The organism is Streptococcus mitis, from assembly GCF_002096855.1.
Classification (GTDB): domain Bacteria; phylum Bacillota; class Bacilli; order Lactobacillales; family Streptococcaceae; genus Streptococcus; species Streptococcus mitis_Y.
Genome location: NZ_NCVH01000031.1, coordinates 1 through 19,915, shown reverse-complemented (window position 1 = coordinate 19,915; position 19,915 = coordinate 1). Strand labels below are relative to the sequence as shown.

The 19,915-nt window shown below is 37.7% G+C and carries 13 protein-coding genes and 1 tRNA gene; all 14 read right to left on the bottom strand.

Translation table 11 applies throughout. The features are described from left to right. Nucleotides 1–8: 8 nt before the first annotated feature. Nucleotides 9–317, bottom strand: coding sequence for a hypothetical protein (locus tag B7698_RS05300; protein ID WP_084864874.1), 309 nt, complete (start codon nt 315–317; stop codon nt 9–11). A 487-nt stretch (nt 318–804) separates the two neighbouring features. Then, a complete protein-coding gene (locus B7698_RS05295; RefSeq protein WP_084864873.1) occupies nt 805–7,293 on the bottom strand; it encodes a S8 family peptidase in 6,489 nt (2,162 codons plus the stop codon). A 750-nt stretch (nt 7,294–8,043) separates the two neighbouring features. Further along, nucleotides 8,044–8,829, bottom strand: coding sequence for an ABC transporter permease (locus tag B7698_RS05290; protein WP_084864872.1), 786 nt, complete (start codon nt 8,827–8,829; stop codon nt 8,044–8,046). Between the two features lies 1 nt (nt 8,830). Beyond that, on the bottom strand, nt 8,831–9,649 hold the full coding sequence (locus tag B7698_RS05285; protein ID WP_084864871.1) for an ABC transporter permease: 819 nt from the start codon (nt 9,647–9,649) through the stop codon (nt 8,831–8,833). 1 nt (nt 9,650) lies between these two features. Next, nucleotides 9,651–10,643 (bottom strand): ABC transporter ATP-binding protein, encoded by a 993-nt coding sequence (locus B7698_RS05280; RefSeq protein ID WP_084864870.1) that lies wholly within the window; start codon nt 10,641–10,643, stop codon nt 9,651–9,653. Nucleotides 10,644–10,987: 344 nt separating this feature from the next. Continuing rightward, nucleotides 10,988–11,869 (bottom strand): class II fructose-bisphosphate aldolase, encoded by an 882-nt coding sequence (locus B7698_RS05270; protein WP_001019001.1) that lies wholly within the window; start codon nt 11,867–11,869, stop codon nt 10,988–10,990. Nucleotides 11,870–12,009: 140 nt separating this feature from the next. Then, nucleotides 12,010–13,338, bottom strand: coding sequence for a sensor histidine kinase VncS (gene vncS, locus B7698_RS05265; RefSeq protein WP_084864869.1), 1,329 nt, complete (start codon nt 13,336–13,338; stop codon nt 12,010–12,012). Then, nucleotides 13,335–13,991 carry a response regulator transcription factor VncR gene (vncR, locus tag B7698_RS05260; RefSeq protein WP_084864868.1) on the bottom strand — a complete coding sequence of 219 codons (657 nt, stop codon included), beginning with the start codon at nt 13,989–13,991 and terminating at the stop codon, nt 13,335–13,337. Before vncR ends, vncS begins: the two co-directional genes overlap by 4 nt. A gap of 141 nt (nt 13,992–14,132) precedes the next feature. Next, entirely contained in the window at nt 14,133–15,512 is a 1,380-nt protein-coding gene (gene vex3 / locus B7698_RS05255; protein ID WP_084864867.1) for an ABC transporter permease subunit Vex3, read from the bottom strand. A gap of 357 nt (nt 15,513–15,869) precedes the next feature. After that, the gene (gene vex2 / locus B7698_RS05250; protein WP_050242291.1) at nt 15,870–16,502 is read right to left on the bottom strand and encodes an ABC transporter ATP-binding subunit Vex2; all 633 of its coding nucleotides are present in this window, start codon (nt 16,500–16,502) and stop codon (nt 15,870–15,872) included. 127 nt (nt 16,503–16,629) lie between these two features. After that, nucleotides 16,630–17,907, bottom strand: a complete 1,278-nt coding sequence (locus B7698_RS05240; protein WP_084864865.1) for an ABC transporter permease — start codon at nt 17,905–17,907, stop codon at nt 16,630–16,632. A 139-nt stretch (nt 17,908–18,046) separates the two neighbouring features. Continuing rightward, nucleotides 18,047–18,132: transfer RNA gene (locus B7698_RS05235), tRNA-Leu, on the bottom strand. 80 nt (nt 18,133–18,212) lie between these two features. Then, a complete protein-coding gene (locus B7698_RS05230) occupies nt 18,213–18,788 on the bottom strand; it encodes a cysteine hydrolase family protein (protein WP_049535123.1) in 576 nt (191 codons plus the stop codon). Beyond that, nucleotides 18,788–19,576, bottom strand: coding sequence for a GTP-sensing pleiotropic transcriptional regulator CodY (gene codY, locus B7698_RS05225; protein WP_000940738.1), 789 nt, complete (start codon nt 19,574–19,576; stop codon nt 18,788–18,790). Before codY ends, B7698_RS05230 begins: the two co-directional genes overlap by 1 nt. Nucleotides 19,577–19,915: the final 339 nt, after the last annotated feature.

Below are 19,915 nucleotides of genomic sequence, written 5' to 3'. Positions count from 1 at the left end.
AATAATTTCTATTTACTCTCTTTATCAGGAAATAGATAACCAATACCTACACAAGCCAGCACACCTGCTCCAATCACCAAGCCACTTGAAATCGGCAATAGATCCAAAATTGCATTCGCAATGATAAAGGCAATAATCAAACACATCAGACTAGCTTTGTAGTCTTTTTTCCAAAGATTCTCTAGAGTGAAAAAGAGGAACAATCCTACCGGAATCAGTGACCATAGGCTGACATCCAAACTTGGCCATCCAACAGAATCAAAATACACTACTGTCGCTGCTGCTATTAAAAATACAATCCCCAATAATTTTTTCATTTGTTTATCTCCAATTTCGTTTTTAGGAACTTGAGTTATCTGATATTGATACCTCACGTCCCTTACACCAATCATTATAGCAGAGGTAAGTTTCAAGAACAAGTTCTTTTGCCTATCTGGTCTCTATACCGATCTAAGTGGTTGAAGAGTTAAAAGAAAGAGGCTGAGGGAAAAACTTCCTTCCAAATAAAAAGGAATTAAGCAACCAAACGCTACTTAATTCCTTGAAATTGTCTCATCACCTCTATTAGCCTTTAAATTTTGATAGACTCTATTTTCTAATCAATGTGACCAATATTGTCAATACTAACCCTTTCAATCAATTCATTAGTTGTCAAAACTAAGTCCATTAATAAATCCAAAAAGAGTATCAATAGTAAAGTAAACTAAATAATTGAGTTATAAATAGCTATTTTCACAAAACTATGTCATCACCTCACTATCTAACCTCAGTACATAAACCATTTTTTCATCCATACCTTTTGTCTTAATCTTGATCTTTTTTCTTCAATCCAAGAAGCGCTCCTACTATAAACAATATTCCAGCAATGAATGGTGTAAGAACTTCTCTAACTGTTCCGGTTTTTGGCAACTTATCAGAATGGTTAGTATCCGACTTACTATCAATATTAGTATGTTTATTAGCTATATTCTCTTGTTCATTAAGATAGACTTCTTTCTTATTTTCAAAGTTTTTATCAAGAACAGTAGTTGTAACATCCTTAGTTGAATCAGATTTTTGTGAATGATTTGCTCTTTGTAAGTCCTCTTTTCTATGACTTTGATTTAATTGACTAGGATTTGCCTGTGGGTTGTCTTTCTTTTTGGATACATCAAAAGTAGGTTTATTTTCCTCCTCCTTTTTCTCCTCTATTTTCTTGAATACAGGTTTTATAAGGGTATCTTTTGATAGATTAATAACATAGCCAGCGTCTTTTTTCCCTTCGAAACCAGAAATTTCCCAACCATCAAATTGGTATCCTTTTTCTAATTCACCCTTATAGACAGGTAACATAAAATCTTCTTCCGACACTATCGTTGAACTCATTTCTTTTCCATTTTGAATGGTCACAGTTACCCTATGAGGTTTTAATTCACTTACCTCTCCCGTATCTTTGTTTAAAATGAATTCTTTTACGGTTGTATTTCTTGCGAAATCTTTTACAAGAATCTTAATGTTTAGTGTCTTATCTGTTATTTGTTTAATATCATCAAATGATCTATATTCTTTTCCATTTACATAAATATGTTGTTCTTGAATCTCACCATCGAATCCATTATTTCTTTTATCATTGATACTAAAGACTACAGATTTTCCCTTAGCATATTCGATACTAGTATTTCCCTTAGGATCAATGTTTACTTCTGGTTTGACATTATCATATAAAAATTGATAGTGTACTCCAACCGCTTTCGCATTCAAATCGCTATAGCCAGTTTGAAGATAAACATTTCCATCCATGTCTGTTACCTTATCTGGAAATCCGTTTGCTTTATAGTCTTTCATCCCCCAGTCCATGATGTCACCGTCTTTAACATTAAGTTTAATGTTAAAATCTCTAGTGTTATCAATGTGTAAATCTCCATAAATTAAATAATTATCTACAACCGATTCATTAACTCTCAACTCCCAGTTGAAACCACCTTTATCAGAAATCTTACCTCTTAAATAAAATTCTGGATTTCGTACATAAATTTTATTAGATTTAGATGGATTAAAGTAGTTCTTGTCCATTGAAAGATTTACTGGTTTTGCATCAATAAATAACGTAGAGCCATCTTCTTTTATAGCTTCTACATTGGACATATCCTCTCCTGTATACTCTTTACCATCCTTACCAAATAATACCAGTTTAGAAGAATCTGTCACAAGATTTCCATCTTTATCGATTGCTTCCCCTTTATCATTCATTTTAAATGTAAACACTTGATACCTTACAATGTTAAAGCCGTCCAAAGCCGACATTAATACGGATTGAGTACTTCTTCCATCTTCAACATTTCTACTATCAGCATAAATTATTTTTTCTGATAAGACTCTTAGATTAGGATTGGCCTTTTGGATTTTTGCTATATCTTCCTTGTTATAGACTCCATTTCCTTCTAACATATCTGTTTTTCCAGGATTATAGGTAGTCACTTTTAGTGCATAGCCTTTTCTTAGAATGATGTTATCCTTTAATAGATATTGTTGTTTTTCTGAATCAGAATAGATTTTACCAGATTCCATCTCCGTTAAATTGGTTGGTTTATTTTTTGAAAGATCTCCTTCTCCTAATTCTATTACATTCCCATAACTTGATGCATACGGATATTCTGCTTTAGTTTCCTTATTTTTTTCAGGCATTCTAATTTTAGTTTCAGCTTTTATCTGATCATCATCTTTAACAAAGAATCTCATATCTCCTGCAAAAGCTAATCCATCCACAATATCATTAATATTAGCGTATAAATCAAATGTCATCGTTTTTGAATGCGAATCATACTTGGTCGTTTTGATTTCTATCGATTTATAATTATTGCCATAATATACCTTGGCATTTTTAGAAACATTACTTATCTTTCCAAGAATTTCAAAGTGTCCATCTTTAGAAGGGCTTAGAACACCATAAATTTTTGATTTGATTTCGTCAAGTTTTTCAGTTTCATATTCTAAGGCACTACCATCGTCATAAGCAATGATATTTCCCTTATCATCGTATTTATAATCGTATTCTTCTGTCCTCTTACCAGTTTCACTTGTAAAGTCATCAACTTCTCTAAATTTCTTTTTAATGAGTTTTTTCAAGTCTTTACTTTCAAACTCTCTAATTGTTGAAATCGTTTTATGAATAGTCAAGCTAGATTTTTCTTCGGTAGCCTCTTCATTTTCTTGATGATTTTCTACCTCAGTTGTATCTTTTTTAAAACTATCCTCTTTTCTATTTTCTAAATTTTTAAATTTAGATTCGGAAATCTCGCCAAGTTTTTGGTATTTAGATGAATCTTGATCAGGATCTACTAGATAATAGGAAATCATTCCCCTTTCATCAGCATGATCAGCAAATTTAATTCTATGAATCTTTGTGAAATTGCTAGAACCATCTAATGCAATGACTTCAATGATTTTTCCTCTTAAATCTCCTGCACCATTAATTTCATAAATGGTATTTCCGTCTTTGTCAAGTTTCCTATTTCGTCCTTGACCCTCACCTGCGTAAGTTACTTCAAGATTTTTCTCAACTTCTCCATCTTCATTAACCAGAGCGGCGCCGGCATACCAAACTTCGTTTGCAATCTCGTCAAATTTTTCAGGATGTTCTTTTTGATCTCTCGCAAATAGAGTTTCATTCTTGTATTGATCTTTTACCTTGTGATAAGTATCCTTTGTAATCAACTTAATTTTTTCAGGGTTTGAAAAATCAATTGAAACAATCTTAGGGGCTGTGTTATCAATTTTTACAGGAATATAGGAAACCTGCCATGGGTAATCCTTGGTTAATCTATATTTAAATTTATAGAAATATTGACCTTCTGCAATCGGTTCAAATTGACCTCTTATCCTAGTAGCTGGATCTTTGGTATCCTTGCTTTCTGGTGCATTTTCTTCTTTCCCTCTAGGATTATAGATGAGTCCATCCCATTTCAAGTCGCCCCAAACTTTTAGCTTAGAAGATTTGATTCCCTTTGCATCATTTCTTTTAGAGTTTAAAATTCCTTTAACAAAGTGTTCTCTCGAAATGACTTTTAAGTCTCTTTGATTTTCTCCCTCTTTATTTGTATTTACTATTGAAATCATTCCTTCTTCTGCACTTCTTAATACAAGTGGAGAAGGTGTTAATCCTCTCTCAAGTTGAGCATCTTGAGGATTTCCATTTGAATCTAAAGGATAAATTTTAGCAATATTAGAACCACTTGATGATGGTGCGTTGATCCCTTCGTTATTGAAAGCAAATAATTCTGGATTTTGATCTAGGGATGTTGTATTTTTATCTTTTCTATTTTGTATAACTCCTGCTGGATTAAATTTATCTATACCATGTTCTCCACCAATTCCCTTATTTAAGGTTCCTGGAATTTTTGGTTTACCATCATCATCATAACCTTCCATTGTTTTTGATTTTGAACCTTCTTCCCAGGCCCATTTATCAAGAATTGGTTCGTGGTTCCAATTCCCAGCAAATCCCATTAGAGGCATCGATAAAGAAGGTTGGAAATTTGTTTTCTTCCCATTGGAGTTTAGAGCTTCCATTTCTTCCACTGACTCAAAATGAATAAATGATTCTACAAATTTATTTTTATTTTTAGCCTCTCCAACGTTTATAACCGCATTTAAATCAAAGCTAGAATTTGGGTCTATAGTGAAAGTGTCATGCTCAAATGTAATATTTGCATCTTTTACTTTCTCTGGGTGGATTTCTGGAACAATTTGCTTCCCATCTGGAGATTTTTCGTCTTTATATGTTTCATCCAGTTTTAGTCTATCAGTTAGAGCATCTGTAGTTACCGCTGATGCTGAAACTTTAAAGGTCAAAGGTCTGTTTGATGTATTGTGAAGCTTAATTGTAAAGTATTTTTTATCTCCTTTTATTTCTTTAAGAGAAATAGAACCATAAGAGTTTACCAAACCTTTAGAATCCGTGTTTTTAAAAGTAGCTACAACTTCATTCCTCAATGCATTGGCAACATTAATTAGCCCTGCTCCCTGTTGTCTAGGTGATGCAAAGTATTGACTTTTTTCTTTCCAAGACGTTGCATCCATCATAGGCCGTGCAGTATTTTGTAGGGCTATTTTTGTAAGACTTGTAAGGTCTATTTTGTCATCTCCCTTAAGATTTTTCAAGGCAGGTCTTTCAAGCATTTCCTTTAACTTTGGTCTAATCAAAACAGTAGAAGCTGCCACGATAGGAGTTGCCATACTAGTCCCTGACATATAACCATAAGTTGATTTCCCATTGATGACATTGAGAGTGGATTTAATATTTTTACCTGGTGCTGAAACATCAGGCTTTAAAAGTAAATCTGTTCTCGGTCCCCAAGATGTGGATCCTGCTGGAACGATGATATCTTCTTTATACAATTCTTTGTCTGTGTCAGGTGCAAACTTAAAGTCAATTTCTTTTTCATCACCTACATTCGGTTTATTAGAATTATAGCTGGCCATATCAATTGGATAGTATTGCTCCAATTTATCTTTGAAATCTTCCTTACTATTTCTTTTAACCTCAGTTTTTTTATCAGGATTAATCATGTTCCATAGCTTTACACCATCATCTCCTGAAATTGAAAATACTTGACTTTTAGTCCCTTCATCCGCTTCATATCCCATGGCTGGAAGCTCTGTCCAATTATCTCTATTGTAATAATTTACAGTATTTACAACCATAATGCCACGTGCGCCCTTATCCGTTGCTCTTTTAAAAGCATCTTTTAAATCCTTGGTATAAATTCGATCCATTACTGCAATTTTGCCCTTAAGATCCAATCCTATCAAATCTTGGTCTTGACCTTTGCCTATATATACAAATTTCAATTTATCAGGAGCTTTTGAACCATCTTCATTTGTTGTGATTTTATTCTTATCGAAAAAGGCCCCTATATTTCTGTATTTAAAATTTTCTCCACCTATGTTAACTTTATCAAACTCAACTGTTTGATTTTTAGCAGAAGCAACTGCTATCGCATCTTCATGTGCTGCAGTTCGCGTTACATTTCCAGTATCGGTCATTTTCAGATTATTATTTGCCACTAAATCCCATGAAGAACTTGACGCAGAAGTCGCATAGTTACCCGTAGCTACAACCATTGGAATGCCTGCTTTTCTTAGCGCTCTAATAGCTTCCCAATATTTCTCACCTACAAGACCTGTTCCTGTAAAGCCAGATGATACCGAAACAACATCGACATTGTGTTTGATCGAATCTTCAATAGCATGAAACATTGTTTCATCTCCTGCGAAGCCAGATCCTGCGTCAGAGTACATTTTATAAGAGAAGATCTGTGCATTAGGAGCAATTCCATCTATTCCGTTAAAGTTTTTAATATCTTTTTCAGTATCATTTCCCGCAAGAATCCCTGCAATATGCATTCCATGTGGATCAAAATAATCGCTTCCATCATCAGCTTTTTCTACAGTAATTTTACCACCATTATAATAATTGAAAGCATGAGGGATTTTATCACTCAACCAGAAATTTTTATCAGTACCTTTTAAGTCTTCTTTTTTGAATCTCATTGAGCCTTTAGCATCATCATCAATCCTCATGGCCTTATGCCTATAATCTGTCCCGGTATCGATATTTGAAATGACCATACCTCTACCATCAAAATTTTTACCAAATGGAGCATTGATAGATTTTAGGTAATCAATTGCCTCTTCAACTCCAATTTCCTTTCTAGCATGATTCATCATTGGCTGGACTTTTTGTGATCGTTCAACCGATGAGATACCTTCTATTAGTTTAATTTTGTCCAGATTATCTGGAGTTGTTTCTATTGCAACACCATTAAAAACCGTATCATAAGTATATAAAACTTTTGTATCCTTAAGATTGGATAATTCCTTGATTGCTTTTTCTCCAGATTCCTTATCTTTAAATTCAGCAATATAGACAAGTTTATCCTCTTTTTTGGGACTTTCTGGGTCTTTACTTGCAGACGAGTCCGCTTTATCTTCTTTGGATTGATTGGAATCTTCTTTGATTTTTTCTTCTTCATTGCTAGTTTTGTTATCTATCACAGATTCTTTACTAACAACTTCTTTTTCCTCAATAACCGTTGTTTTCTTCTCTTCAGTATCCTTTGAAGTTTCTATAACATTATGAATATCTTCAAGTTTTTCTTTGTTTTCTTGTTGTTTATCTACTACTTTTTCTTTATCAGATATTTTTAAAGAATCTTCAGAACTAGGTGTATCTGCTAGGATTACCTCATTAGGGACATATGCTGCTAAAATAACTGCAGCTGTGGTTAATGACAATACTGTACTTTTTTTCATTTTAATTCCTTACATATTTATTTAACTTCCAATAGATAGAAAACTTTAACTTTGCTAGCCTTTGTTATAAAAAGTTTTACTAAGTATTATCTAGGAAATAGAGTAGTGCATTTATATATAATTGTTAACTCTCTGAAAATAGTATATCAATTAAAAAAATTTAAGTCAAGAAAAATTAACATGCCTTAATTTATTTTTTAACGCATGTTAAAATTATAGAGTCCAAAACTTTCGTAGTTAGCTTAGGTACATTATTTATAAACACATTCACACCATCAAAAATAGTAGGAATCAAGTTGAACCACTACCAAAATCACAAAGTCAAACATCATTGATAAAATATCAGCGCTATTAAACAATATAAATAACCGCTAAGAATAAGGCTTAACGGTTATTTATACATATCTATTTTTTTCAAATCCTCAGTCGTTTATCTACCTATAACCTAGGCTTTACGAGTGCCTTGCTCTAGCAACTAATACTCAATGAAAATCAAAAAGCAAACTAGGAAACTAGCCGCAGGTTGCTAAAAGCACTGCTTTGAGGTTGTAGATAGAACTGACGAAGTCAGCTCAAAACACTGTTTTGAGGTTGCAGATGGAAGCTGACGCGGTTTGAAGAGATTTTCGAAGAGTATAAGCTAAATCGGCGATTACACTTACAATATAGCACTCTGAAAATAGATGGCAAGGAATTTTCATTTCTATTAGAAAAAGCCTGTCCTGAGACAAGGCTTTGATATTCTATTATTTACGAACCTGCACTTTCGTAGGCATCCAAGCCCCTATCCCAAAGTTTAAGGGAAATGACAAAGAAAACAAGGGAAATCAATATCAAACCTCCAATGTTAAAGATTACATCCTTGTCCTGTAAGAAATAGCTAGCAGGATAGTAGGCCGTAAATGCAAAAGGTATGATAAAACTGATTAACCAACGAAGAAGAGAATTGTAAATGGAAATCGGATACTTGGCAAAGTCATTAAACATATAAAAAATATAAATCATGGCACCTGACTGCTTGGTCCAAAAAGCGATGCTGGCTGTTGCAATTTTCAAGGAAGTATAAATCAAGGTCGCAAAAGGAATACAAACTAGAAAAATCAGGAATTTTGGAAGGGTCCAAGCAATGCTAGTCGCCGTTGTCGCTAGTAAAATTCCACCAACCAAAAGTTCACCCAAGGCATCAATCTGAAAGGTCTCAACGAGGATATGGAAGAGAGGATTGATGGGTCGAGTCAGATACTTGTCAAACTCTCCCTTTCTCACCAAGCGTTGCCCCAGTGCCCAGAGATTGTCAAAAAAGAGATGATCTAATCCCTTTGGAATTAAGGAAAATCCATAGATAAAGGCAATCTCTTGAAAGGTCCACCCTTCTAGCGAGGGGATGTGTTGAAAGAGTACATTAAGAAACAAGAGGTTCAGGCCTTGAGTCAGAAAGACTCCCAAGACACCTACCACAAAATCAACTTTGTATTCCATGATTTGCTTGATGTATTGTCTGATAAAAATCAGATGCATGCGTTGATATTTTTTCATACTAACCTCCCTGAATAGTGATGAATGTCTGGACTCGTTTCCAAATCAACTGAGACAAGCCCACCATCACTATAAGCCAGAAAAACTGTAAAGCGAGTGCTTGAAGCATCTGATTGGCATCGTATTTCCCAACGATAATCATGACCGGAGTGTAAATCAAGGATGAAAAAGGCAGGAAGGACAGAATATCTGAAACAACCTTTGGAAAGAAAGCCAAGGGAATCAAACTTCCAGACATAAAGGCCACTATGGAAGTCTTGAGGAGATTAGAACCCCATAGATTTTTAAACACAAAGGCAGAAAATCCAAAACAGATATTAAAGAAAAAGTTAATCAGATAGGCCAGCGTTAAGCTAAAAAGATAAAGGATAGTTAATCCCAGCACTTCTACAATCCCTTGCCCAGATAAGATTTTCATCAACACAATGACACTTAAAAATGGAAGGCCAACGCTGATAAAAATCAACCACTTGGATCCAAGCTCAGTAAAAAGATAAGAGGCCGCAAAATGCACTGGTCGCAACAAGCGCATGATAATAGAGCCATCCTTGACCTCCTCCCCGATCATAAAGGAGCTATCAGATCTGGTCAAAAGATTGGTCACAAAACTCATAATGATGTAGAGGGTGATATCTGCCATACTAAAGCCCTGAATCAAAGACTCCTGTGAGGAATCAAAGACAGCCTTCCAGAGATAAAAAGCCACAAAAGCTCCCATAACATCCCCAATCCGATAAAGAATAAAGTTGACTCGATAGGTGATCAATTCCTGAACACCTGCATTGATAAAGGGTTTATAACGTCTCCACAATTTGACCATCTTAGAGCTCCTTTCGATAGAAGCGACGGATAATATCCTCGATATCCGTATCCACCATCTTCAAATCGCGGATTTCAAAATCAGACAGGGTTTGCTTAATAATATCAGCTGATTGGTAGCGAGAACTATCGAATTCAATGTTGAGACTGCTTCCTTGTCTATCAATAGTCATATCCGAAAATCCTTCATAGTGAGAAAGGAGATGACTTTGACCTGGTAGCAGTTCAAAGGAGAGAGTCTTCATCTTACCAAATGTTTCCTTGAGCTGACTCACCGTTCCATCAAAAATCTCCTGCCCCTTATCTATCATAAAAATCCGATCACAGAGTTGCTCAATGTCGCTCAGGTCATGAGTAGTCAAGAGAATGGTTGTTGCTTCCTCTTGATTGATTTGGGTGATAGCACGTCGAATATTATCCTTGACCGACACATCCAAACCAATAGTCGGCTCATCTAAAAAGAGAACCTTGGGATTGTGAAGCAAGGAAGCCGCAATATCCGCCCGCATCCGTTGACCCAGTGAAAGAGTCCGCACAGGATCCTTGATAAATTCCTTCAAATCCAAGACTTCATTCAAAAAGTCCATGCGCTTATGGAAAAGCGAGTCTGGCACATCGTAAATTTCTTTTAAGACCGTGTAGGTCTCTTGCAGTGCCAAATCCCACCATAGCTGGGTGCGTTGTCCGAAAACGACTCCAATATCCTTGACATAATCTTGGCGATTATCCTGTGGAATCTTGCCATTAATCCGACAAAAACCAGATGTCGGTTTTAAAATCCCTGTCAGCATTTTGATGGTTGTTGATTTCCCAGCACCATTGGCCCCGATAAATCCTAAAATCTGCCCTTTTGGTACCTCAAAAGTCAAATCCTTGACCGCTTCAAAGGTCTGCTTTTCAGGATGAATAAAGGAGCGCAAAGCCCCCTTCAAGCCCGGTTCCTTGACAGTCTTCACAAAATTTTTCTGAAGATGTTCCACTTCTATCATTGCCATATCTAAATCCTTACTTCTTATTCCTTCTCAATGTTAATATTACAGAAGGCTTTATACCAACCTATTATAATCCAATAAAAAAAGGAATGCAAGCGTTTGCTTAAAGTTTATAAAATTGAAATTTTTCTCTTAAAGTGCTATTTTTATACTCAATGAAAATCAAAGAGCAAACTAGGAAGCTAGATGCAGGTAGCTCAAAGCACAGCTTTGAGGTTGCAGATAAATCTGACGTGGTTTGAAGAGATTTTCGAAGAGTATTCGTCCAAAATTCTGGCTTAATAGTTCCTTTAAAACGCCAAAAAACCCACCCAATGGGCAGGTTCTATCTATATTATTCAGCTAGATTAAGCTTTACCTTCTGAACCGAATACGTCGATACGTTCTTCAACTGATGCTTGGATAGCTTTTACACCGTCAGCCAAGAATTTACGTGGGTCGAAGAGTTTTTTCTTGTCGTATTCTGCTTCGTTTGCTTCGTAGTCACGAGCAAATTTACGAGTTGCGTTAGCGAATGCAATTTGGCATTCAGTGTTAACGTTAACTTTCGCAACACCAAGTTTGATAGCTGCTTGGATTTGCTCATCAGGAATACCTGATCCACCGTGCAATACGATTGGGAAGCCTGGAAGAGCTTCAGTCAATTTTTGCAAGTGGTCAAGGTCAAGACCTTCCCAGTTTGCTGGGTAAGGACCGTGGATGTTACCGATACCAGCTGCCAAGAAGTCGATACCAGTTTCAACCATTGCTTTAGCGTCTTCGATTGGAGCCAATTCACCTTTACCGATGATTCCGTCTTCTTCACCACCGATAGTACCAACTTCAGCTTCTACTGAGATACCTTTAGCGTGTGCTTTCTCAACAACTTCTTTAGCCAATTTAAGGTTTTCTTCAACTGGAAGGTGTGAACCGTCAAACATGATTGAAGTGTAACCAACTTCGATACACTCAAGTGCATCTTCGTAGTGACCGTGGTCAAGGTGGATAGCTACTGGTACAGTGATACCCATTGATTCAACAAGGTTAGCGATCAAGTTGCGAGCAACTTTGTAACCACCCATGTATTTAGCAGCACCCATTGAAGTTTGGATCAAAACTGGAGCTTTTTTAGCTTCTGCTGCACGCAAGATAGCTTGAGTCCACTCAAGGTTGTTTGTGTTAAATCCACCAACTGCATAACCGTTGTCACGAGCTGCTTGGACAAATTTTTCTGCTGAAACGATTGCCATTTTATCAGGCCTCCTGTATATTTTTATGGGTCATCCCATTTACATTGTTCATTTTATCACTTTTTGACAAAAAAATCTAGTTTTTCCCGCAGTTTCGATTGAATTTCTTCTAGCTTCATCTATGTAAACCCTTTCTCTTCCTAGTCTTGGGCGACTTTTGGAAAAGCTATAAAGAAGGTTAAACGATTATCCTGCACCTCGAAACGATAGGATAATTTTTCATGTTCCAATAGACTCTTGACTACAAAGAGCCCCATTCCAGACCCTTTGGCCTTGCGACTAGCATTATCAGAAAAAGATTGGGCTAGTTTTTCTTGTTCTTCTGGACTGCAGTTATTCTCGATAAAGAGTTCTCCTTCTCTTTCTCCAATTCGAACCAAGCCGTCTGGAACAGAGTGCTTGATAGCATTGCTGATGAGGTTAGAAAGAATCAACTTCATAACTGATGGGTTTAGATAGGCATGCTGATGAGTCAAACTATTGTCTATCTGGAGCTCTCTATCCTTGGCTAGTAAAGCATAATCCTTAACCAGACTTTGAGTCATCTGGTATAGGTCAATTTGTTCCCTATCATCTCGCAATTCCTGCACAGAAGAGAGGGAAAGTATCTGCAGAACATGGTGATTGAGTTCATCCACAATTCCTAAGGCAACTCCTAGATAGTGGTCTCTATCCTTATAACGACCGATATTTTCTTTCATGTTTTCGATTAGGATTTTCAAACTAGCCAGCGGTGTTTTCAATTCATGAGAAGCTCCTCGTAGGAATTCGACCTTCATCTTTTCTAGCTGGAGAATAGCTTCATTTTTGTCATGCAAGTCCGCAATAACAGTCAAAAGATGATGATAAAGGCTATTGATTTGTTCCTTGAGATCACCAATCTCATCCTTAGAATCCACTCGCAATCGCACTTTAGCATCCAGTTCCATCATCCGTCGGGTCACCCGCTTGATTTCCAAAATCGGGGAAACAATGGTCCTAGCGTAGATATAGGCTACCAAGAGGGAAATCAGAAAGGACGCCAGCAAGGTATAGGGAAGAAACTGGAGACTGATTTGCTCTGCTTCCTTTTGCAAATCCATGGAAGCTAGAAACTGGAGAGTCATGGTACCACCGTCCTGCGTTGTCACCTCCCGCTCCTCAATAAAGAGAGAGGTGGTCTGGCGGTCTGTATCCAGAGGAAGGCTGTCCTTGACTTCTAACTTGTCCTCAGTCATCTCTCCCTTGACGGTCCCCTTGATATCACTAGTCTGAGAATACAAGTCTAACACTTGCTCGATGCTCTGCCTATCCTTACCTTCCAGGGACTGGGCAATGGCTGTCGCTTTCTGGCCAATGGTTTCCTGACGATGACTTAGATAAGTTGATGGAAAGAGAAAATAAATGGCTAAATGAAGACAAATAACCAAAACACTAAAAATCGAGAAGGTATAGATAAATATTTTAGTAAATAGACCTGTTCGTTTCATTTTCGCTCCAATTTATAACCAACATTGCGCACAGTGAGGATACAATCCAAGTCTAGCTTTTTCCGTAATTCCTTGATATAGACATCAATGACACGGTCAAAGGGAACCTCATCTGTCGCCTTCCAGACAGCATCGATTATCTGAGAACGAGTCAAGGCCCGTCCTTCATTTTTCACCAGATAGTCCAGAATTTCCAATTCTTTGGCATTGATGGCTACTTCCTCACCTGCTAGGCTGGCACTGTAGCTCTCAAAATCCACCCTGGCATCTTTATAGGAGAAGATTCGTCCTGTATCATAATAGCGTTTGAAAATCGCATCTACCCTCACTTTTAAGAGGGAAAGGGAGAAGGGTTTTTCCAGATAGCCATCTGCTAGCGAAGCAAAGGCACTCATCTTGTATTCCTCATCCTGAAAGGCAGTCAACATCAGGACAGGAACCTGACTGGTTTTGCGAATCTCAGATAGGACTTCTAGGCCGTTGAGCTTGGGCATCTGGATATCCAGTAAAATCAAGGCTACCTCATAGCTAGAAAATTGCTCCAGGGCTTCCTGACCGTCCGCTGCCTCAATGGTTTCATAACCACAATCCGTCAAATAATCACTGATCCCCTCACGGATCATCTCTTCATCTTCTACAATTAAAATTTTCATAGAAAAACGTTTCACATTCCTTTAAATTTCTTGTAAATCATATCGGTTTCATCCTGAAAAACAGAAGCCTTATCAAGACAAAACAGATAAAAATGCTACCTATATTATACCCCATTTAGGGGAGAATAAGTAGCAAGTTTCTTATTCGCTATCCAGCAAGAGCTCTTTTGGTTGTTTTCTTAGGAGATTGCTTGAAGCAAGCGACATAACAAGAACCACTAGAACCAAGGCAAGAACAAAGACGATGATAAAGTCTGATGTCTGAATGGAAATATCTAGGCTCGACAAGGTCTTGCTAAAGCCATCTACTTCTGCACCGCCACCAAGGTTAGAGGCTTGAGCAGCCTTGCTAGCCTGTTTGGCAACACCTGAAGTGACATTGGCAAGAACAGTATTTCCGATTGCACGGGCAGTGTAATTAGCTAGGAAGTAAGCAGAGACAAGAGCAGGGATGGCAATCAAGATGGATTCAGTGATGAATTGACCCAAGATACTTGCCTGCTTGAGACCGATAGAGAGGAGAATACCCACTTCCTTGCGACGGGCATTGATCCAAAGGCTGAGCAAGAGGGCAAGAAGAAGAACTGAGAAGCTCAAGCTACCCCAGAAGAGGAGGTTGGCCATCTTGTACATACCAGAGATGGATTGCTCAAGAGCTGGGTAGTTAGATGAGCTCTTAACGAGTGTATAGCTCTTCCAGTTGATACCACTGATGCCATTCAACTCTTTCATAACATCATCCAAGTTCTTGTCCGCTGTTACAAAGAAGGTTGCGTCCCCATAAATAGCTGTGTCTTCTGTATAACCATATAGTTTAGCAGCCGTATGGATGTCTGTGATAGCTGTGTTCTCGTATAGTTCTTGTGAGTAGGTTACTGCCGACTTATTGTGGCCATCAAAGAGTCCCTTGATTGTCACTTCGACTGTTTCCTTGGCTCCTTTTTCATTGTCTGCATCGTAGATATTAGAGTCTAGTTTAACCTTATCCCCTACTTTCCAGCCGTGTTTGGCTGCCAAGTCCTTGTGCAGGAGGATCTTGTCTTTGTCATCGTTGGTTAGGTGCTCACCTTCGACCAACTTATAAGAACCAGAGACAAACTTGTCTTCTTTAGAAGAGTCATTGACACCTGTAATCATCAAGCTACTTCCAAAATGTTTAGCACGATCAGGTGTCAGATTTTTCTTGGTTTCTGGAGTTTCGATAAGTTCATATCCAGTCAAATCTCCGATAGCGTTGATGCGTTTCACATAAGACTCAATGGCCTTGTTTTCGGTGATTTTTTTGATATCCTCAGCCTTAATATTCCCAGCACCACGTGGCGTCCCTTGATTGACGCGACGATTGATTTGCATGGAAAAACTATTGGTAATATTTTTAAAGGTCTCCTGAGAAGCCTTGGCAGTAGCTCCCTTGATTGACAAGCCAACCAAACTCAAGCTCGCCATGAGGAGAATAATCAGGAAGATGACAATCGATTTGAAAAACTTCCTTGTAACATAGGCAAATGCGTTGTGTAACATAGGTTCCCTTTCTAGATGTTGTTCTATTTCAATGTCTTATAACTTATATAAAATAATTTTTTACTATTTCCCTTAGATTGTGCGGACGGGAGGTAAAATTATCCAGTGGATGATTTTAGAAATCCAGGGAATTTCATCCCTAATTTTTGAGCCCTTCGCCCTTTAATTTCTATGCTCAGGCTAAAATAGTTCCCCAAACTATTTTACTCTCAAAAATTCCGGCCTAGATAATAACAAAGTTATTATCTAGGCTATCACTACTGCGGGAAATAGTTGTTAATGATTCACTTCGGTTATTAGTACTATACACGTATCTGATTACCAACTAATACTATTTTAAAGTTTAATAACTAGATTCTATATTTCAGTCAGTTTCTTGTCCTTCAACTCAAGTGTAATATCTGACGCTTGTGCCACTTCCTTACTGTGGGTGACGACGATGACACATTTACCTGTTTTCTGGGCAAGTGATTTGAGCAGTTCGACAATATCTCCAGCAGTTTTAGGGTCTAGATTTCCTGTTGGCTCATCTGCTAAAATTACTGGAGCTTCTGATACCAAACTGCGAGCAATGGCAACACGTTGCTGTTGACCACCTGATAACTGGAGAACATTCCGCTTGATCTGACTTTCATCTAAACCAAGCTCAAGCAGTGTATCCTTGCTTGCCTTTTTGTTGACCAAGCGGATATTTTCCAGTGGAGAAAGATAATCTATCAAGTTATAATTTTGAAAGACCAGGGAAATATGGTGCATGCGATGGTAAGAATATCCCTTCTTACGAATGTCCTCTCCTTGAAAAAGGATTGAACCTTCAACAGGACTATCTAGACCAGCAAGTAGAGACAAGAGAGTGGATTTTCCTGCTCCTGACTCACCAATAATACTGTAAAATTTCCCGGGTTCAAAATTATAATTGATCTGATATAGGACTGCTTCAGCAGTGTTCTTATAACGGTAGGTAAGGTCTTGTAATTGTAATAAAGTCATGATTTCTCCTTCTTATACTCAATGAAAATCAAAGAGCAAACTAGGAAGCTAGCTGCAGGTTGCTCAAAGCACAGCTTTGAGGTTGCAGATAAAGCTGACACGGTTTAAATTTGATTTTCGAAGAGTATTAACTAATAGATGATAAAATTTCCTTAGGCGATTTTCTAAATAAGAATAGGAAACAAAGGGCTACAGATAAGCAACTAAGCAGAACTAGAAAAACATAGGATTCTGCAAAGGATAGGATACTAGTTGATAGACTGCTTGCTTTGGCTAGTGTGTCCTGTAAGCTTGCCTGATCTCCACTGGCTAGGACAGTTTGGAGCAGATAGGATGTAATGGCATTTCCAGCGATAAAGGATGGAAGCAAAGCACCGATAGATACCAAAACTACCTCTAAACAGAACTGTAGGAAGATCGAGCTCTTACCTTTTCCAAGTGCCAGTAAAATTCCCACTTCGTAGACCCTTTCTCTCAACCAGAGAGACAAGACCAAAATTAAGGCTCCAGCTCCAGCTATCAACATACCATAAAGGAAGATGGTTAGGAAGGTTTGGAAGGTTGCAACTGAGTCTTTGATTTGTTCAAAAGCCTTGTTTTCCTTTTCAACTTGATAGCCTTGATTTTCCAAGGCCAAGTTTTCCACCTGCTTCATAAGTCCATCCATTTCCTTAGGATTTTCTACATAGAAGCGAGCTGCACTGACTTGAGATTTACCATTTCCCAAAAGGGTTTGGCTACTTTCATAGTCTGTAAAGACCTGGTTTTCACTGAAGTCTGAAGACAAGCCTGTAAATTTCTCTTGTTTTTTACCAGAGAAGATGCCGACAATCTCAAACTCTACTGTTTGTCCTTTGCCAGATTCTGACTGTCCAGCATCCAAGCGAAGTTTATCATGAAGCGAAAGACCGTTCTTCTTGGCCAGCTCTTCGTGGATGATGATTTTCTTTGAATCCCCTTTTTGAAGGTGTCGCCCTTCTTTTAGATTGAAAGCCGAGCTGGTAAAGGTCACATCCTTAGATGAATCCTCAAGAGCTGTTAAGCTAACCAAGTTTTTGTCTGCAGCTGATAAATCATCACGCTCCACGCTCTGCTCGCCACTCACCGCTTCCTTGTCTTTTAGTTTTGCAATCGTCTCCAGTTCAGGAGAGACATTTTCCAGCCCCTTGATCTGGCTCACGGATGATAAGTCCGACAACTTAAAAGTCTGTCCGTTTTCTATCTTCTTAATCGAAAAAGATGTGTTGAGTGATTTGTAAAGATTGGTTTCAACTGTTTTGTTGGACTTCATCAGAGTCAAACAGGCTGAAATTCCAGCCAATAGGACCAATAAAATCAGAAATAAAATAAAACTTCTCAGTCGTTTTCTACTGACATAAGCCCAAGCTCTTTGGATTGGATTCATTTGTCACCTCCATATTTGTAAGACTATTATAAAATCCAAATATGAAATGTTTATGAAATACAAAAAAGAGCAAAAATTTTTTTGCTCTACTTGAATTAGATGAAAACAAAAGAGCTAGCCTAAGCTAACTCTTATCCTATGCGGAGAGAGGGACTTGAACCCTCACGACCTAAAGCGGTCACAGGATCCTTAGTCCTGCGCGTCTGCCAATTCCGCCATCCCCGCGTCGATTACTTTACTAGTATATCAACTTTTAGGACTCTTGTCAACACTTTTTTCAAATTTTTTTCATTTCATCAACTAAATTACTCTGAAATTTCATTTAGCTTCTCATCTACTAACTTAGCTCCAAGTGTATTTTTGAAATGACCTAGAGCAAATTGATGATTTTCAGGCCAGATAGAAGCAACAGCTGGTTGAACAATCTCGATGTCATATCCTAGATTATAGGCATCTATAGCTGTATGCAGAACACAGATATCCGTCAAGACACCAGTTAAAATCACTGTAGACACGCGACGCTCTCTCAAGCGGATATCCAGGTCAGTTCCCGAAAAAGCCGAGTAATGGCGTTTATCCATCCAAAAGACACGACTGTCTGAACCATGCTCTTGATAAAATGTACCCAAATCTCCGTATAAATTGCGTCCGCTAGTCCCAATCAAATTGTGAGGAGGAAATAGCTTGCTTTCTGGATGGAAACAATCGTTTTCTTCATGAGCATCGATGGTAAAGAAGATGTAATCTCCGCGTTCAAAAGCTAACCGAGTCACCTTACTAATGGCTTCCGAAATAGCTTGAGCTGGGGCACCTGCTGTCAATTTACCACTATCGGCAACAAAATCTTCTGTATAATCAATCGAAATCAAAGCTTTAGTCATTAGTAATCTCTTTTCTTCACTTCTTCAAAAATATCTGAAATCAAGACCTTAAGATAGGTTCCCTTCATTCCAAGTGAGCGACTTTCAATAATCCCTGCAGACTCAAGTTTACGAAGGGCATTGACAATCACAGAGCGAGTGATTCCGATACGGTCTGCAATCACAGACGCAGTCAACTGCCCTTCATTTCCGTTTAACTCCCCTAAAATTGCTGAAACAGCACGGAGTTCTGAGTAAGAAAGGGTATTGACCGCCATGGTAACAGCAGTACGGCGGCGAATATTTTTCTCATCTTCTTCACGTTGGAAATTAAGGAGTTGAATCCCAACAACGGTACTCGCAATCTCAACAAGGATCAAGTCCTCATCTTCGAATTTTTTATCATTGCGCCAAATAATCAAAGATCCAAGTCGAATCCCTGATACATGAATCGGTGCAATGGTCGTCAAACCATCTGGAAAGTCGGCACGACTTTCCACAGGGAAAATACTCAAATCATGATCAACTGTCAGATTGGCTTCTGTATCGTAGATCATGTTCGCACCTTGAATGTAGTCATCCGGGAAAATTTTAGTTTGGAAGAATTGCTCTACACGATCTGTATTGGTTTTGTAACGCATAAAATAACCAAGGAGACGTCCCTTGCTATTGACGATACAGGCGTTACAGTCAATAATATCTGCCAATTGACGGGTAATCGCATTGTATGGAAGTTCTTCCTGCAACTGCTCCTCTGAGCGCTTCAGGATAGAAGTAATTTTTCTAGTTTTTTCTAATAAATGTGCCATTTTTCACCTCGAATTTAATCGCTATCATTATAACATAAACAGCTTGAATTTTCAATTATTATCTGAAAATTGCTTATTTAATTGCAATTTGAAAAAACAAGAATATTTTTAATTAGATTGCTTCTTTTCTATTGACAAGCTCCCTATTTTTGTGTATCATAATATTACAAGAAGGTAATATAGCTATTTTATTTATCTTTCTTTTCCATTCGGTCTCCTTATATAAAAAAGCGATTCATTTTGAACTGCACCCCAAAAGTTAGACAGAAAAAATCTAACTTTTGGGGTGCTTTTATTATGAAATTAACTTATGATGATAAAGTTCAGATCTATGAACTT

Excerpts from the sequence above, each read along its gene's own strand:
- B7698_RS05300 (WP_084864874.1), bottom strand. The coding sequence starts at position 317 with ATGAAAAAATTATTGGGGATTGTATTTTTAATAGCAGCAGCGACAGTA.
- B7698_RS05295 (WP_084864873.1), bottom strand. The coding sequence starts at position 7,293 with ATGAAAAAAAGTACAGTATTGTCATTAACCACAGCTGCAGTTATTTTA.
- B7698_RS05290 (WP_084864872.1), bottom strand. The coding sequence starts at position 8,829 with ATGAAAAAATATCAACGCATGCATCTGATTTTTATCAGACAATACATC.
- B7698_RS05285 (WP_084864871.1), bottom strand. The coding sequence starts at position 9,649 with ATGGTCAAATTGTGGAGACGTTATAAACCCTTTATCAATGCAGGTGTT.
- B7698_RS05280 (WP_084864870.1), bottom strand. The coding sequence starts at position 10,643 with ATGGCAATGATAGAAGTGGAACATCTTCAGAAAAATTTTGTGAAGACT.
- B7698_RS05270 (WP_001019001.1), bottom strand. The coding sequence starts at position 11,869 with ATGGCAATCGTTTCAGCAGAAAAATTTGTCCAAGCAGCTCGTGACAAC.
- vncS (WP_084864869.1), bottom strand. The coding sequence starts at position 13,338 with ATGAAACGAACAGGTCTATTTACTAAAATATTTATCTATACCTTCTCG.
- vncR (WP_084864868.1), bottom strand. The coding sequence starts at position 13,991 with ATGAAAATTTTAATTGTAGAAGATGAAGAGATGATCCGTGAGGGGATC.
- vex3 (WP_084864867.1), bottom strand. The coding sequence starts at position 15,512 with ATGTTACACAACGCATTTGCCTATGTTACAAGGAAGTTTTTCAAATCG.
- vex2 (WP_050242291.1), bottom strand. The coding sequence starts at position 16,502 with ATGACTTTATTACAATTACAAGACCTTACCTACCGTTATAAGAACACT.
- B7698_RS05240 (WP_084864865.1), bottom strand. The coding sequence starts at position 17,907 with ATGAATCCAATCCAAAGAGCTTGGGCTTATGTCAGTAGAAAACGACTG.
- B7698_RS05230 (WP_049535123.1), bottom strand. The coding sequence starts at position 18,788 with ATGACTAAAGCTTTGATTTCGATTGATTATACAGAAGATTTTGTTGCC.
- codY (WP_000940738.1), bottom strand. The coding sequence starts at position 19,576 with ATGGCACATTTATTAGAAAAAACTAGAAAAATTACTTCTATCCTGAAG.